Origin of the sequence: Paraburkholderia ferrariae NBRC 106233 (assembly GCF_000685035.1) — a bacterium.
Lineage (GTDB): Bacteria > Pseudomonadota > Gammaproteobacteria > Burkholderiales > Burkholderiaceae > Paraburkholderia > Paraburkholderia ferrariae.
This window is the reverse complement of record NZ_BAYB01000007.1, coordinates 133922-149497: the sequence shown is the minus strand read 5'-3', so window position 1 is coordinate 149497 and position 15576 is coordinate 133922. Positions and strand designations below refer to the sequence as shown.

Below are 15576 nucleotides of genomic sequence, written 5' to 3'. Positions count from 1 at the left end.
CTTTTCCTATTCGCCATTCGCCTCGGCAATTACTTGTTGTCCGTCGCTCTCGGCGTTCGTTACATCGTCTGCCGCGAGGACGATCGTTCTATTCGCGGTATAAATGGTAATTCTTATCACGTCACCTACATCATAGCCTTGGGCAAGCATCACCTGAACGAGTCGGTTGATGACGGTGGCCCCTGAGGAACGGTTCACGCAGTCCACGGTCAGATCAGAATCGGCAACGCAATATGGGCCGGCAGGTATGTGCGGCACCCCAGCCGCTGGAACTAGGCACGCCTTGCTTTCCGCCGCGAACTCAGTGAGAACCCATGGAAAGCTCACCGTGCCATTGGGATCTAGACGAACGTCGATTCTGTTTGCCATGCTCGGCGAAACCGCCCGCGCAAATGCGGTTGGATTCAGCGGCCACCCGACCAAAGCGTAGATGCCTCTGCAGACGAGTCTTATCGTCGGTGTGTTGCTCAGGGAAACGGAAAATATGATCAGCTTGACATCTGGAAGCGCAGTTCGCAACTCGTGGCGACTTGCAACGCCGCCGCATTTTTCAAGTTCGGCCACGAGGCGCTGCTCCGTTTCGGCCAACTCCTCTGCCGGATTGAGCTTCTTGGTGGCACGGTAGTCGTCGTGCTGGACGACCTCAAGCCAATCGATGCGCTCCAGAACTGCCCGTGCAATATGCACAGGCGGGATCAGCATGAGCGAGCGATCACGTTCGAACTCAGCCTTCGCGGTCAGGTTTCGGTATCGGATCAGCGCTGCCATGAGATCGCTTATGTCGACACGCTCCCGCGCGACAGAGAACACCTTGCGTATAACGTGGAGCAGGATATTTCTCGAAGGGGTTTCTGGTCCAAACCAGAACCAGCTTTTGTCCGCGTCGAGCCATTCGAACCCCTCTACCGACATTAGTGCCCGCACGTGCGAGGGATCTTCCGGGCCCTCCAGCGCTACGGTGCCGGCAACCGTCGCCATATGCGCAACGCCGCACGACCGGATCATTGCGTATGCGGCACTTCGCATCGCCTTTACACTATCAATCGGCACGACGTCGTCATTATTGAGCCCGCAAGCGATTCGTTCGATGCGCGGGCCAACTCCTGCCGTCACGGCGTCGCTCAATCGGACAATTCGCGTGCCGAGAAGATCGTTAGCGAACGAGCATGCGTCTTCGATCGTCAACTGAGATCCTAACAGGGGGCGAACCTTCTCGGTCAGCATAGCCGCCGGACATGGTAGAAAAGGAACGCAGGCCTGCCTGAGTGATTCTAGGATTGGGACCACAAATTCATATCTTGCGGACCGCTCGATCATGGTCTCGACGATCTGCCGGACTCGCTCCCGGGTGATCCCGTGGGGGGCGGCGAGCTCAGTCAACGTGGTGCCATGAGGCCCACTGACGCCATAGCGACGGGAAAAAAGATCAACAGCGCGTTGTTTGGTCGTGTCGAGAGGAATGCTCTCCAGTGCCGTATCCCAGCCGCGGTGGAGCGCGACGAGCGCAATTTCTCGAATCGCGTCGGCGAACGTCTCAGCGGTGATGACCACCCTCAGTCGGCCCGTCTCCGGAAGCGGCAGATCGGCAGTCTGAGCGGAAAGAAGCCAGCCTGCCGGCGCCAAGAGAGCGTTCTCCCAGGCCAGGAGACGGTCCGCACGCAAAGTGCGAGGTAACTCGTCTCTTTCCCACTTCACTAGAGTTGCCACTGATACGCCAATCAGCTCGCAGATGCGCGCGCGGGAGAGTCCCAGATTGACGCGGCGCGTCCGCGCCCGTAAACCGAGTCCGACACCGCTGTCCGCTGGAATTTCAACATATCCGGGCCGGGTAGTGGACTCGATCGGTACCCTAAGGATAATGATCGGATCTGGCAGGACCTTGTCCTCTGGTGAGAGCAGCCAGCCGACTGGCGCTTGCAGTGCCGCCTCCCACGCCTCTAGCTTGGTCGTTCGCATACTGTCCGGGAGATCACCGGACTCCCATCGAGCAATGGTCGGCCCTGTGACTCCAACCAACTCTGCCATCTCTGCAAAATTTAGCTCTAACGCAGCGCGGCGCGATCTGGCGCGGGTGCTGATGTCTAGCCAAAGTGAGCGAGGAATTGCGGTACGCGGCAGTGGTTTCACGGAAGCTTGCCCTTTTCTCTTTTCCGTTTTCCTATACCAGACTCGTAAGCCGACTCCGCAACATCTCGTGGTCCGCTACGGTGCGCGCGGCCTCTATGACACCGGCAAGGTTGACGACGTAGGTGCCTTCCCATTCGGTGGGCAACAAAGCACGAATTGGTGCTTCGGGTCCGTTGTAGACGACCGATGAAGTGCCCGCATGAAAGTCGATGCGAAGGAACAGGAGGTATTCAGCGAAGCCTTGCCCGCGCGTGAAAGCGGGACCCGCGTTCGGCCGCCCAGTAGCTTTGACTTGTACCGTCCGCCCGGATCTGGTCAGAGCGTCAACGCCTTTGGTCCGCTTTTTCGGGACCACCAAGTCAAAGTGATGCAGGGCCAACGCTTCTGCAATGTCACCCACAAGCCGGCCGTCAAGTGTAAACTTCAGGCCCGTACTTGCGTAGTGAAGAGCAAGCGCTTGTTGCGCGCACCATAAATCACGGACGACGCTCGGCATTTCTATCAACACTCAGGCCTCCCCTGTGCTGTTTTCCTAGTCGTGCTGTTCACCATTGTTCACCCGTTCGGGGCCTCTTACGCGTACCCACTTCCCCCGACCACCAGTTGCTGTGTACAGGATCAGGCATAGGTATCCGCCCCGTGCCATTTGCACGATCTCGTCGGTCTGTTCGGCCATCCCGATCCACTGCATTCCGACATCAAACCGATATGGTATGCGTTGCGCTGGTGCGGGCTCCGTTATGATAAATGCCTGCTTTGGCTTTCGACGCCGGACGTAGGCGTGCCACCATGATTCGAAATACATTCCTCCGAGGTTCGTGATTGACGTCGGACGGTCGCCGACGTTCAGCGCAGTCACCGTCACGTAGGTCCGAGGATCTTCGACTCCCCCACCGACCATCTTCATCCCGGTTGAATCCGACAACATGATCCTCGGGCCGGATCGGAGCCACTTGTATGCATCCCACCCGAGCACGAACGTCGAGATGAAGGCAGCGTATGCCGCGATTCCGAGAGTCCACAGCTCGTTCGAGTTGAAGATGTGAGGGGCAGTCGCGATCATAGTTGTCGGAGACTTTTCCTTGTCACCCAATGTTGGTCATCACGTCCACGACGAGAGCGTTGATGTGGCCAGCGGCTCGCTTCAGTGCATTCGTCATGTCGATCAGGTGCTGGGCACGCGCAGCTTCGTGTGCATGCGCGAGCTCCGCGAGGGCGTCAACCAATAACTTTCGGCGATTCTCCGTCAGAGCTCCGCAGGAACCAAGTTCACGCTCTGCCCGCAAAGCGATTTCTCGGAGCACCGTATCGAGCGATGCAAAATCGTCGATTTTGATGTTGCCGTAGACCTTGTTGAACACCTCGGCGAGGTCACTGGCGATATGAACTGCGGTAGATTGTGCGGCAGCGTTGTACATTCGTATTTTCCTATTTCAAGTCGCGCAACACACGTGTGAGCTTGTGCTCCGCGTCTTGCAACTGACTGTATGCATACGGCATGTCACCGCCCTTTCCGAGTTCGTTAGCAACGGACACCTTTGCAGATTCGATCGCCCTGAGCACAGCCTTTAGCTCGCGCTCGAGACCTTTTGTATCGTGACTTTGATTGTTCATTGTTTTCCTGGTCATCCGGACCGACAAATTCACGCCTGCTCCCGGTGCACCACGGTCGCCTCGGCGTGCGTGCGACGAGTCGCTCCATACTTTGCACGAAGTATGTCGGCGTTCAGCGGGAAGCCAATCTGCGCCCCGATCTCTACGGCAATTTCCCACAGGCTCGGGATACCCTCCTGAGCAATGTGATCGGAATAGTCCTCCAGCGACCACCCGGCCACACGATGCGCGACCTCGTCTAGCGGTTCAGCCGCCAGTTCCGTGTAAAGCAGATCTACGTATTGTCCGGTGAGTAGATCGTGCGAGGCAAAGACCGGACCGTCCGTCTTGCCACCCTCTTCGCTCGGCAGGCAGACCGTGGGGTCGTATACAAAGGGTCCATACTGGACCCATGAATGATCGAACCTGCCACCATACCGAGAAGACACGACACCGATTCGCAAGCTCACCTCCTGTGCGGCCTCGGCGGACAACCGAGCCTCGAATTCCGCCAGAAGTAAGTACAGGATTGCAGAGTATTTATGACAGGCGCCAAGCGCCTCATAGCGGACGAGCTGTCGCAAGACCGACATGTAGATCATCTCACAAGGCTTATGATCTCCGACCTCCTGGGCCACAGCCGCGACGCCTCGCTCGAATTCAGGTAGTTGGCTGCGTACTTCGTCAAGTATCATATGGAAATCGATGCTGTCAATGCCGAACGTTTCGGCGTTTTTCTTAAAACACCAGCTCAATCTGCGTGTTGGGTTCGATCGCGTCCGGAAACGAGCCGATCTCAGGGTAGTCGCGAAGATTGACAGTTATGCGCGTGCGCTAGTCGGTACCGGCAAAGACGAGCGTATCCCCTTCGTGAGTGACTTTGTAGGCGCCGGCGACGATGTTGAGCCGTGCACTGTCCTCAGCCCTACCAGAGAACGGACGGCGTCGTACACGCAAGTTGAAAATCGCCATGGGTTTCTCCTTTCCCGTTTTCCGTGGTTATTCAGGGCCGCGATCGACGAGCTTGTCGCCATCAGAAACACGCCCCTTCGCACGAAGTACGGATAGTACTGTCTCACGGTCATCGTAAAAGTCATGCAGTAGCCTTGCCGCGTAGTCCTTGGCAGTTTGCACTTCTTCCGGTAGTACCTTGCGCCATTCATCATGCAGAACATCATTCCCAAGCGTACGAATTTCATCATGGGCACGCTTGCGTCGTGACGCAGTTATCACACCGTCTTCAGCCGCCAGGTCGATTTGTTGCTCAAGCGGCGTTCCCCTTTTGAGCTTGTACCCGTTAGCCCGCAGCGTCTTATCAAGGACAGATCGAAACAATGCAGCCGCAGCCCGATAGCACCCTGCCTCCGCACACTCTTCACCTTCTCGAAACTCGTTGACGATCCCGTCAGGCACGCTCGCGGGTAAAGTGTGGCGCTCCTCGGCTTCGGGGTAAAAATCTTCGAGCGTCGTGTGGCGTCCGTCATTCAGGAGCGTGATCAATGCGCCCGCGCCACATCCAGAACAGCATGCCAATCTGTAGGTTTCAACGCCCCCGCCTTCCAGATGTCGGAACAACTGCCCGTAGTGCCCACGTTGAGGATCACCGATCTGGAACGAGGTTAGCGCACCGCTGCACGTTGGACAACGCGCCTGCACGTGTCCATTTTGATTTATCGTTGCCATTCAATTTTCCTCGATGCCGGTATCGTTGGCAATTTCCTGTGCGTTAAGTCGCAGCGCTCGGCCGGCCTCTCGTATGCGCCTAGCCGCATCGCGCGGTGTGTCGGATGCCGCTGCCCAGTCGTGATGCCACCATCCGATCACCACCGCCGCATCACTCAACGTGCGTGCGGCGATTACGTCGCGAACTTCGTCCGCAACCTCATCCCACCATGCCGCACCTTCGCCGTCACTTGCGCGCGAGTCAATCGCCTTGCGATAGATCGCCTTGGCACTGTCGAGCGTGATTCGCATTGCGTTTTCCTATGCATCAACCACTGCGTTCGCGATATCGTCCAGTGCCGCAAGCAACCGCTGCGTCTCGGTCAATTGCGCGGTAAGTCCCGACATCTGCGGAGAGCCCGGTGATGCCTCATCCAAAGCGTGTTGAATCCGGACAATCCTGCGCGACAACGCGTTGAGGAAGAAATGATATGCAGCGGCTTTCGTGGTCATAGTAGATTCGTCGTTCTTTTTTCTCATTCTGCTCGTAGATATTCCGCATACTGCTCGCGTAGCTTATCTGCCACGGTGACCAATTGGTGCTGAGCATCAAGCTTGATCAGGCCTCGATCATACGCTCGGTGTAGATCAACGCGCAGCGGAATCCCGTCTGTCGCTGCGTTGTGTCCGTCCTGCCAATTGCGCCCCCGCAGGTGAGCTGCTTCAAGTAGCTCCGGCACCCTGCAACCGGTTACCTTGCAGCGCACACCATGGTGTGCGAACACTGCGAGCCGAAAGTTCGCCTGCTGCAGTCGACGTTTGGCTAGCGCAAACGCAACGCTCGGAGAGGTACCGTCGACGCCGCGCGGTTCGTAATACGTCACGACGGGTCCCTCTTGTTTCAGGATCGCCCATAGCGCGCGTTGTTCCGCGGTCGCATGACCGAAATCTAAAAGAAGGAATGGCGTCGCAGCATCCATCACATAGGAGTATCGGCCGTCGCCGTCCTGTATTGATCCACCAAACGGACCAAGCCATATGACGGACTCGTGTACAACGTGATGAAGAACATACCCGTGCCCTTCCTTGACGAGCGTAGGACGTGTTGTCCAGAAGCCATCGAGGTAGCGCCCGTCCACTTCGCGATCTTCGCGGAAAGTCCAGGACGACTCGGGCCTCTTGTTCTTCGTAATTAGTATGGGCGCGTCGAGCGAGTCCAAAAGTGCAACCAAATCGGTGGAGGTAATCGATAGCATGCTGGCGGGCTCCGCCAAATGCTCACCACACGCGCGGAGCATCGCGATGAGGTGCTCTGCCGCTGCAACATCCGTCACCCGCTGACAGGTTGATACCGGGTGGTAAAGTCCAGCTTCGTGCTCGGAAATGGCCTGCTCCACGTCTCGGATGACGTACTCCCACTTCACGCTGCGTTCGTGCTGATGGTCCGACAGCGTTCCCTTAGGAGGGTGCGCGTGCAGTTTGTACGTTTCAAGAGCCAGTACTCGTCCAGCGCCGACGAATCCTTTCTTGCTAACGTAGGCGAGAACCCAATCCCCTTCATTCAGGGCCCGCAGATGCTTCTCACCTTCGTCGCCAACGCTACCATCGAATCCAGCGGTGATGACACCACGGACAAGATTCTCTGCCCACCACTCATTAGTCTCGTGAGCTGTATTCGGCTTGCCGATGTTGAAACGGTAATATTCCATAGATCAATCCCCCGTATTGCTCGTGTTTTCCTAGTTCACGTTCATGCTGGTTGGAACCGTCGAGCCAGTCCCATTGCACGGCTTACAAGCGACGAAACCGGCCAAGCCAGGCCATCCTCCAGTTCCGCCACACAAGGCACATTCAGTGCCGGCTTCTGCAAGGCTCTCGGCTTGCTTTAACCTTGCCTTCCATTCGGTTTCGCTGATCTTTGTCATCTGTAGTTTCCGTCTCAACTTTTATTGCACTAAATGTCCGGCACTAATCACAAGGCCGCGATCACGGCCGACACTGTGCTGAGCACGAGGGCCAACGCGGTCAACACCGCGGCGATTGCGTTTAAGCGCCCGATCTCCCCACTCGCACGGACCTGCGCTTCCCACGTGGATTGATTCGCTCGAAACTGCTCCACATGCCAGGTGAGCACTTTGAGTTCCAGCTCGACCGGTTCAATCACGTTTGGATCGTAAGCCTCGCTTTCGGGCAAAGCTAGTGGTACGCGTGCCGAACGCAGCCAATACCACGCCCCTACCAGGCCCACGATGAGGGCCGCAATGGCAAGTGCGATTGCTATCGGATGCGGCGTGCTCGTCAGCCCCTGCCTCATTTTTCGCTTTCCTATTTCTGCGTCCGGTGCGCTTCGGCATACAGCTCGCCCAAAATGAGGCGCGCGACGCTTTCGGCGGCTGGACCACCCCTTGCGCTCTTCGTACCACCGCCCGCCATCCGGACTGTCATCCAGTCCGTCCTGTCCACGCTGTATGAGCCGGTCACCTCAACGCCGCCAATCGTGATCGAAATGCCAGTCCAGTGAGTGGGCACGCCTTGTCACTTCGCCATCTGCCGATCCTCCTGTTTTCCGATCACTCCGATGCTTTGTCGTCTTCATCGACAACCGTAATCTCAGCTCCGTCGATCACTCCTCTGTCCTGATGGCGGTCAAGTGCACGGAGCGGCTGATAAATCAATTGATCCCACATCAAGGCGAGATCACTGTTCGTTGCACCAAGGTCCCTTGCCAGCCTCACGCGCTCTGACATAACTTCGTTCTCTAATTTCAGGTTTTCCAAGATCAGTCGACGTTCCTCGGCAGATTCTCGATAGTCCTTATCCTTGCGCCTCTCGTGACGGTCGTTCAGGTACTGACGAATCACCTCCAGCGGATTGAGTGCGCCGAGAAACTCCCAGAAGCCGGGTGAATTGAGCTGCGTCCTCGCAAGTATGAGCTGCTCGGAATGCGGAATGTTTACGCGCACCGTATCGGACCGCCCGCCGCGAATGATGCGTTCCGGCCACACCGTCAAGTCAAAGAAGTCCCACGGTTTAAGGTATCTTGGGATACGACGAGCATCGTCGAGCAATGATTCGAAGTGGAAAATCGATTCATACGCGTGCTCAAGGTCGACCAAGTATTCGGTTGTATATTTGAGCTCGACGGATCCGTACCCGTGAATTCGTAGTCGCGCTTTTTGCGGCATATCGCCCCCGTTTTCCGTTGTGTTAGCACTTCCTCAACCAGCCGTGGCTGCCAAGCTTGACGTCCAGCGTGTCGGCATCAGCGACCGAAGTTTTTCCACATATACGATCATCTCACCGAGCCACTCAACGACTTCTGCAAATCGCACCTCGTGCTCAGCAATGCGGAGCCGGTCGATGGTCAAAACGGTCTGTGCAAGTTGGGAGGAATCATTCCGCGTGCGTTCTTCGCCCGTGGGCTGCACCATGTAGGGAAGATCATTCCTCAATTCTCCCTTGGCCAGCCTTTCCTCAATGTGCTGCATCGTGTCACGCATGACCTTGAGCCTGTCCCCGATCCTCGGTGCGATGAACGCAGGCTTTTCGCCGTTTACTACCACATAGCTATCGGGAGGTAGTTCAGCGCACCGGCGAAGCCGACGGAACGCACGCGAGGCGAGATACATGCTACTGATACACAACTCGAACCGCGAGATGCTCCTATACATTTCACTGAGCTGCAACGCCCGAGTCGATTGAAATGCGGCACGGAGATGGTTCGTGGCTGCCAGATAGTCTTCGCGTGCCGAAAAAACGCAGCGCACAAAGGTCGAAGAGAGCGTGATGACCTTCGGTGAATCCGAAAAGTGCCCGACGATCAACTGGGCGCCCCAGTACCCGAGAAACGGATTTGTCGGCGCGGGCACGTCAGGGATGTCGAACTCGATAGTTTTGGTCATCGACTGACTCGTTCAGTTTTCCGTGGTCTCGCTAACTTCTGGCGTTCTGTGCGTCGTTCCCGCTCGAGTCGCACGTATCCTCATCAGGCTTGTCGATCTCATGCTGGAGAGACTGTGACATATAGTTCAGCAGGGAAATCGCGCGCAACCCGTTCTCCCGAGTACCGTAATCCACAGATTCGCCGTGTAGTACCGTGTGCCGGTTCAGCCCAGCAAAACCTTCCGGGCGGGATTTCTCCGAAAAGGTCACCGACATTTCGGTTTGGAACGGTGCGAGGAATGCCTTTGCGATTTCTGATCCGGCTAATTCGACGGCGTGTTCGACTACCTTGGCGCGCTCTCTTCCCATGAAGAAGTGGGCCTTCGCCACATCGAAGCAGATCCCGTCCACCTGTGCTAGTAACACTGGTATCGAGAGGACGTATTGGCCGTTTGCGTGCGCATCGAATGCAGCTTCGAAAATCCTCCGGCGATGAGGATATTTTTGGATCAATTCAGTGCGAATACCATCTGCTCGCCGGTCGAAGTGATCGATCATCTCGCGCTCTGCGTCAACCTCCCGCCCAACGTCTACGGCCTGCTTGAACCGAATCGGCTCCCCTGCACCCATTTCGAGGTCGAGGTACCAGCCGGAACGGCTCATAGCCAGAAGTCCTGCACGCATCTCGTCAGGATAGGCTTCAAATTGCTTAGCAATCGCTCCGATATCTTCGACGATCTTTCGCCATGGACCCTCGAATCGAGCAATGCTATTCCCAATTTGGTTCGCGATCTGGGTGGTACGCTCCATGAGCGGCACCAGTCCAGCGGGTGCCAGTTGTAGCTTGCTCAGAACAGTGCCTACGATGCCATCAGGTTTCCACGTCGATTGCAACCTTTGCATCCAAACGGGCTCCAGCAACGTCCGTGTTCTACCGACTAGCGCAGCATCGATTTGAGGAGGCGGCAAGGGCGATATGAGGGCATTTGCCGAGCGATGTGATTCGATGTAGATGGCCGTAGGCGCCTTTTCGGGCCTATCAGCTGATTCTGATCCTTCCTTCTCCATCGACACTTACTCCTTCACCTAGTCGTTGGTCAGTTGTCGAACGAGACGCCAACCGCTCGCCTTGTCCATCCGGAGGTCGATGCCCGTAGCGCAGGCCTCACGCGTGAGCAACTGCACGCATATCCGTGCATGCGGCCAGCAGCAACGCGACTCTGGTCAATGCGATAGCTTCCACGATCACAGCTTTTTCCTATTCGAATCGCTCGACAACGCGCCCATTTTTTCTATGGTCAGCGCGTTGACTTTACTCGGCGCGTTCACGCATGCCGCGTCATCGCACGTTTTCGCAACTGCTGCGGCCGACAGTCCCGTACCTGTAGTTGATGTCGATCCACTGCTTTGCCCATTCGATGCCCCGCTCATAGGCTTGCCATCGATAGGCTCGATTGCCGAGATCCGAAAACACGAAGCGCACGCCGTCAGCATGTTCGATGACTGCACCAGCCTGGAAAAGTCGCTGCTTCGCGAGAATGATCGGCGATGCCTCGATCTTCCAGCCGTCGTATTCCGCGAACCGCTTCACCCGTTTCATTGCAACCTCCAGGTATAGCGTCGTTACCGCTCGTCCCGACGTTGATAGCAGATGTTCCAAAGTATCATCAGCGTATATCCCCATTCTGGGATAATCCGAAGCAGTTCACTTCTTTTGCCATTTCAAGATTTCGCACACGTACGACCGCCCCATTTCGGGCATCGTCCGTGCATCCGCAGAGTCACTCGGGAGCAGCCATTTGTCTAGCGTGCGTACGGCAATGCTCAAGCGTGCCGCAAATTCGGCGCGCGTCATACCTAGTCGCTCCATCGCCACGCGCAGGAGATCCTGTTGGGCAAGAGTCGCGAGATCCTCCTTTGGCGTCATCTATTTTGTTGCCTCGCAGTTACTTTGAGATTTATATCCCCATCGGGGATAGGATTCAAGATCCTGCCTTATTGTAGTCGGCTGTCAGATCACATCCTTGCATGCACAACGCATATTTTCCGTTGTTTTCAGTATCTCGCAGCCGCTACTTCTTGGCGCCGTCCTTCACTGAAGTGGCCGCCGCCTTCAACTCTTGTGCCGCCCTGTCGATACGCTCTCGAACGTCTTGGGGCTGCTCGTAGAACCAGGCCCAAGCTGTTTCCCAATCATCAAATTCTGGTACTCCATCGACGGTGTACGCTAAATTTCGCGTCACCAGATCGGCCATTCGCTCCCCGAACGCTCGCCGACGGTCCTCGTCGATCGCGCACAAGCGATCCATCTCGGCCCTGGCTTGTTGGATCGAGGCGAACCTCCCGGAAGTCATCACGCCGTCCCGGAGCACAACGTAGCGTCCATCGCGCATTCCGACTGTGTACTGGTGATCGGCCATCATGCGACCGCCGTACTCAACGTCTTTGCATGGGCCTGAAACGCCACTATGCTTCCCTGACTATCGTGCAGGGTCCCGAGTTCGTATGCGTCCATCTGTGGATTCCAACCTCCGGCAGAGACCTCTATTCGTGGCGGGTATCGTCCGCCGTCTGCATTGGTACAACGCTCTTTAGATAGAAGCCCGCACGCCCCGAATCATTGCGACGCGTGAACTCGATCGGCTTCAACACATCAGCAGTCGCGGTCCGAATCTTCTCGTTTTCCGCAACCACAACCTGCCCCGGTCCGCTCCACGTCGACAGCCAAGCATAAAACCTGTCAGTCAGCGTCCGGGTTGGCAGCGCGCGCTCCTCTCCTGAATCTGGATCAGCGTAGGCCTTGAGCGGGGAATCGATCACGACCAGGCCCAGATGCGGATTGCCGGCCTCGAGCGCATATTTCATCAGGCCGATGGCTAACGCGGTCAGGAAGATGCCGCGCTTGCCGGCCCCGTAACTCAGACGAGCGCGATCATTGATGACAAGGTCGCATTCGCCCGTATCGAGTGTCACCTGCTGGACATCGTCGAATCCCCACTCGACAAGCAGCGATTTCACCAGAGTGGCAACCACTTTCGCCGGCTCGCCGGCATCACGTGTGATGGGCGCCGCCTTCGACACCCGCAGTTTCTTCAGCCTCTCGATTTCTGCTTCAAGTCGCGCCTTTTCGTCGAAGGCACCTAGCTGCTTCGCGAGCTCGCTGCGGCGCACGGCGAGCTCCTTCGGATCTGCCTGGAATTCCACGCGCGCGCCACTGATCCGTCTGGTTTCTTCCTTCTCAAGCTCGCGCAGCCGTCGCCTGCTCAGATCGGCTTGCTCCGTTGCATCGGCAAGACGCCGCTGCTCGATTGCTATCGAATGCAGCAGGCCCGCTCGAAGCCCGGTGATTTTCTGGGACTCAGCCGCGACCGCCTTCCGATAGCTGCCCGGTGCGCGCTTTCCAAGATCAGGGGGGGCGACGTGAAGCTCGACCGGCGTCGCACAAATCGGGCAAGGTACCGCTTCGAGCGCCGCAAAGTGGGCTACGCCCTCATTAAGGGCGCCGAGGCGTTCAAGATCGCTCACATACTTCTGGTCGAGCAACTTGAATCGATCAAGCATCGACTGGGAATGGCTGGCTCGCGTGGCATGCTTGCGCAGCGCGTCCGTTGATTCAACGATCTGGCCGCGAACATCACGCAGCTGCACGGCACGCGCGTCGTATTGTCGGGTAATTTCTGTAAGCGTCTCGTCCACACGTTCGATCGCGTCCTCGATGTCGACACGCGTTGCTTCGGGGTCGACGCCGGCCAAGACCCGCTTAAGCGCGTCTTGGGCAGACGTAAGCTGCCCGAAGAGACGATCCTTTTCTGCTTGGGATTTGACGAGCGCAACGGCCGAATCGTCATTTCCCGTCAGAAAGAGGTGGAACGCGGCCATGCGCTGCGGCCGATCGCTGTGGCTCGCCCCGCTCGTCGGATCTTCGCTGATTACAGTCGGCTGCGAAAGCATGAACCAGTGCCTGATGTCCGACCCCGTGACGGGCCCCCGTTTGCTTTTCGATCTCAGGATCTGCTTTCCGGCTGCACCAGACAGTTCGACGACGAGTTCCGACAGGTCCGCATCGATGGGTTCCATCCCCTCGGGTGCATCCATGAGCACGGCCGCGCCTTCTGCCGAGCCGTCGTCGGCCCGAGCACCGTCCGCCGCGTCTGTCGCGCGCTTCGTACGGAAAATGTGGGCCCCGCCACCGCGCAGCGCGCGCCGCACAATGTAAGTATCCGTGCCGTCCGCGAACTCAAGTTCCAGCGACTCGTATCCATCGTCTTCGGGTACCTTCTTCGGTGTCTTCTCGCCTCCGAGTAGATACCACAGGCAGTCACGGATGTAGGACTTGCCAGTGTCGCTCGGACCGCGAATGAGGCAATGCAGCGGCGAAAACTCAATCTCTGCGACCGGTCGGTCCGGTCCCGATGCCGCCAGTCGTATCAGTCGAATCGCCACTGCCCGCTCCCCTCCAGTGTGAGACCTTCCAGCTCCGCGCCCCAGCGATGGCCCTGCTCGGTAAATTGCCGCGTCAGCGCCTCGGTATCGGTCTGTCCAAACTGGCTGACTGCCCATTCGCAACGGCGGTTAAGGCGCGTGAAATAGGACGCCGTCACGGAGCCAACGAGTGACAGGGCCGCCGGTCCGGCAACATACGTGATCCCTTCATCGTCCATCCGCGCCGTCACCAGCCCGCGACTGCTCATTAGATGCAACCCCTGCTCAATGAGAGTCCGACGGCTGAGCAGCTCGCTGCCGCGGTAGGGAACCGGGGTGTGCAGGCTTTCAGGTCCGCCCAGATCGCCCGAATACACGACGGCATAGTCGAGCAGGATGAGCTTCTGCAGGTCCGCGCCCGCCGGGCGGAGCGCGCTGAGCAGATAGACCATGCGAAAGCCGAGCTCAAACGGCGAGTTGAACACACGCGTCGTGTGCGTGCGCGTCATTTGATCCACCTCAGTTTCTTCTCGTTGACCAGATGATGGCAGGTGCCGGGGAGATCCCCGCCGCGCAGCCGGCCGTGCAATGCACTGTCCGTCAGCGCGAGAGACGCGGCACGAGTGACCGCCGCGTCCAGCCGGTCCAGACCGATGCGATGACGCGGGCTGGATACGGCGGTGCGCACGCCCTTCAGGACCATATCGAGCAGCGTCGCGAACTCGTCGCGTTCGAACAGGTCGCGGCTGAATCTCTTCAGGCCCTCGGCACAGTAAAACTCCACGCGGCAGTCGGTGAAATGTTCGGCGTACGGCGTCTGCATGATCTCTTCGACCGTGTGCGCGGCGCTCCCCTGTTCGGCGTACACCGCGACAAGCTCTTCGACGTAGATCAACTCGTCCTCGGTTGGCAATGCCGGCATCGCCGGATCGTCGCCCCGTTCCGCCTCGATATGGAAGATCCTGCAGTGGCTGGCATGATCGATCGCGTGCCACGCGAGCAGATCACGCAGCAGGCATTCCTCAATCCGCGCAAATTCGAATGAGTCAATCACCGCCCGGACCTCAGGGCTCAGGCCGCTCACCAGCCCTTTCATACCCGTCTTGCCGGCGGCCCAATCGGCCAGAAACCGCTGTTTGAGCGCCGCCGGGTTGGCGATCAGATCATGCAGATCCGGTCCGGCATTCTGCGGCGAACACACAAAGTACCGGCGCGGAGGCGGATAGGTACCTGCGGCGAGATGGCGAAAGAATTTGGCGAGTTCCGGAAAGAACTCGCCCGGGGTCAGCGGCGCCTTGTAGTGCTTCGCTTGGTACAGGTCCCACTCGTACGCAACCAGCGCGCCCGCAAGTCTAGCCTCAACATCCCGACCGGCGTCACCTGGTCCGCCAAAGCGCTTGACCTGGTGATATCTGCGACCGTTCACCTCACGCTGCAATGCACTGCGCTCAATGAACTCCTCCCATTCGTCCGGTTTGAAATGACGAACCATCAGCGAGGGCGGCAAAGCCCCCGGTTTGATGACAAGCTGGTTCGGACGAAGCGTCGACATGTATAGCTCAAGACAGCGAAAAAGTTAGAAGCCGAATTATCGTTGTGACGGAAGGAGTCTGTGCATCAACCCCGCATAATTTCTGGCTGCGGCTGCGGCTGCGGCTGCGGCTGCGGCTGCGGCTGCGGCTGCGGCTGTGGCTGTGGCGCACCGCGTCTAGCCCTTGGAGGTGGCTAGTACCCCTCCGGCCACCGCCATGCGGTTGCGACCACGTCGCTGTAGTGCCTTGCCTGTCTGGTGCTCCGCCCGGTTTCTACGAAAAGACTGCGCCATGCGTCCTGCCCTGAAACGAGGGCACGGATATCTTAAGTATCCGCCTCTTCGTTTCGTCGCTTTCT

Annotated in this window: 20 protein-coding genes; all 20 read right to left on the bottom strand. The window is 57.9% G+C overall.

The annotated features are described in order from the left end of the window. Window positions 1-6 precede the first annotated feature (6 nt). The 20 genes from BFE01S_RS37815 to BFE01S_RS07435 all read right to left on the bottom strand — a co-directional run bounded on the left by BFE01S_RS37815 (window position 7) and on the right by BFE01S_RS07435 (window position 15238). Window positions 7-1956, bottom strand: a complete 1950-nt coding sequence (locus BFE01S_RS37815) for a helix-turn-helix domain-containing protein (RefSeq protein WP_169742604.1) — start codon at window positions 1954-1956, stop codon at window positions 7-9. Window positions 1957-2158: 202 nt separating this feature from the next. Further along, complete coding sequence (locus BFE01S_RS37810) at window positions 2159-2635, bottom strand: DUF6998 domain-containing protein (protein WP_156966932.1); 477 nt, start codon at window positions 2633-2635, stop codon at window positions 2159-2161. A 24-nt stretch (window positions 2636-2659) separates the two neighbouring features. Then, window positions 2660-3190, bottom strand: a complete 531-nt coding sequence (locus BFE01S_RS37805) for a hypothetical protein (protein WP_042337313.1) — start codon at window positions 3188-3190, stop codon at window positions 2660-2662. A gap of 22 nt (window positions 3191-3212) precedes the next feature. After that, window positions 3213-3545 carry a hypothetical protein gene (locus tag BFE01S_RS07520; RefSeq protein WP_028224951.1) on the bottom strand — a complete coding sequence of 111 codons (333 nt, stop codon included), beginning with the start codon at window positions 3543-3545 and terminating at the stop codon, window positions 3213-3215. Between the two features lie 10 nt (window positions 3546-3555). Further along, window positions 3556-3741: a hypothetical protein gene (locus BFE01S_RS07515; protein WP_028224950.1), complete on the bottom strand. Its 186-nt coding sequence runs from the start codon at window positions 3739-3741 to the stop codon at window positions 3556-3558. Window positions 3742-3770: 29 nt separating this feature from the next. Then, entirely contained in the window at window positions 3771-4475 is a 705-nt protein-coding gene (locus BFE01S_RS37800; protein ID WP_245621054.1) for a transposase, read from the bottom strand. A gap of 79 nt (window positions 4476-4554) precedes the next feature. Then, window positions 4555-4692, bottom strand: a complete 138-nt coding sequence (locus BFE01S_RS44070) for a hypothetical protein (RefSeq protein ID WP_156966931.1) — start codon at window positions 4690-4692, stop codon at window positions 4555-4557. A 27-nt stretch (window positions 4693-4719) separates the two neighbouring features. After that, entirely contained in the window at window positions 4720-5403 is a 684-nt protein-coding gene (locus tag BFE01S_RS42845; protein ID WP_084169618.1) for a DUF4145 domain-containing protein, read from the bottom strand. Then, window positions 5404-5694: a hypothetical protein gene (locus BFE01S_RS37795; RefSeq protein ID WP_042337310.1), complete on the bottom strand. Its 291-nt coding sequence runs from the start codon at window positions 5692-5694 to the stop codon at window positions 5404-5406. It abuts the gene before it with no gap. 9 nt (window positions 5695-5703) lie between these two features. Continuing rightward, window positions 5704-5895: a hypothetical protein gene (locus tag BFE01S_RS07495; protein ID WP_028224948.1), complete on the bottom strand. Its 192-nt coding sequence runs from the start codon at window positions 5893-5895 to the stop codon at window positions 5704-5706. A gap of 23 nt (window positions 5896-5918) precedes the next feature. Beyond that, window positions 5919-7091 (bottom strand): HNH endonuclease signature motif containing protein, encoded by a 1173-nt coding sequence (locus BFE01S_RS07490; protein WP_028224947.1) that lies wholly within the window; start codon window positions 7089-7091, stop codon window positions 5919-5921. A 263-nt stretch (window positions 7092-7354) separates the two neighbouring features. Continuing rightward, complete coding sequence (locus BFE01S_RS07485) at window positions 7355-7696, bottom strand: hypothetical protein (protein ID WP_028224946.1); 342 nt, start codon at window positions 7694-7696, stop codon at window positions 7355-7357. Window positions 7697-7952: 256 nt separating this feature from the next. Beyond that, on the bottom strand, window positions 7953-8567 hold the full coding sequence (locus BFE01S_RS07475; RefSeq protein ID WP_028224944.1) for a hypothetical protein: 615 nt from the start codon (window positions 8565-8567) through the stop codon (window positions 7953-7955). Between the two features lie 33 nt (window positions 8568-8600). Further along, window positions 8601-9284 (bottom strand): hypothetical protein, encoded by a 684-nt coding sequence (locus BFE01S_RS07470; protein WP_028224943.1) that lies wholly within the window; start codon window positions 9282-9284, stop codon window positions 8601-8603. A gap of 31 nt (window positions 9285-9315) precedes the next feature. Next, the gene (locus BFE01S_RS07465) at window positions 9316-10332 is read right to left on the bottom strand and encodes a hypothetical protein (protein ID WP_156966930.1); all 1017 of its coding nucleotides are present in this window, start codon (window positions 10330-10332) and stop codon (window positions 9316-9318) included. Window positions 10333-10603: 271 nt separating this feature from the next. Then, complete coding sequence (locus tag BFE01S_RS37790) at window positions 10604-10864, bottom strand: hypothetical protein (protein ID WP_042337309.1); 261 nt, start codon at window positions 10862-10864, stop codon at window positions 10604-10606. A 472-nt stretch (window positions 10865-11336) separates the two neighbouring features. Next, window positions 11337-11687, bottom strand: coding sequence for a hypothetical protein (locus tag BFE01S_RS07450; protein ID WP_028224940.1), 351 nt, complete (start codon window positions 11685-11687; stop codon window positions 11337-11339). 121 nt (window positions 11688-11808) lie between these two features. Beyond that, window positions 11809-13707, bottom strand: a complete 1899-nt coding sequence (locus BFE01S_RS37785) for an AAA family ATPase (RefSeq protein ID WP_042337308.1) — start codon at window positions 13705-13707, stop codon at window positions 11809-11811. After that, window positions 13692-14195, bottom strand: a complete 504-nt coding sequence (locus BFE01S_RS07440) for an ABC-three component system middle component 2 (protein ID WP_028224939.1) — start codon at window positions 14193-14195, stop codon at window positions 13692-13694. The genes BFE01S_RS37785 and BFE01S_RS07440 overlap by 16 nt, the downstream gene beginning before the upstream one ends. Beyond that, entirely contained in the window at window positions 14192-15238 is a 1047-nt protein-coding gene (locus BFE01S_RS07435; RefSeq protein ID WP_028224938.1) for an ABC-three component system protein, read from the bottom strand. Before BFE01S_RS07435 ends, BFE01S_RS07440 begins: the two co-directional genes overlap by 4 nt. Window positions 15239-15576 lie beyond the last annotated feature (338 nt).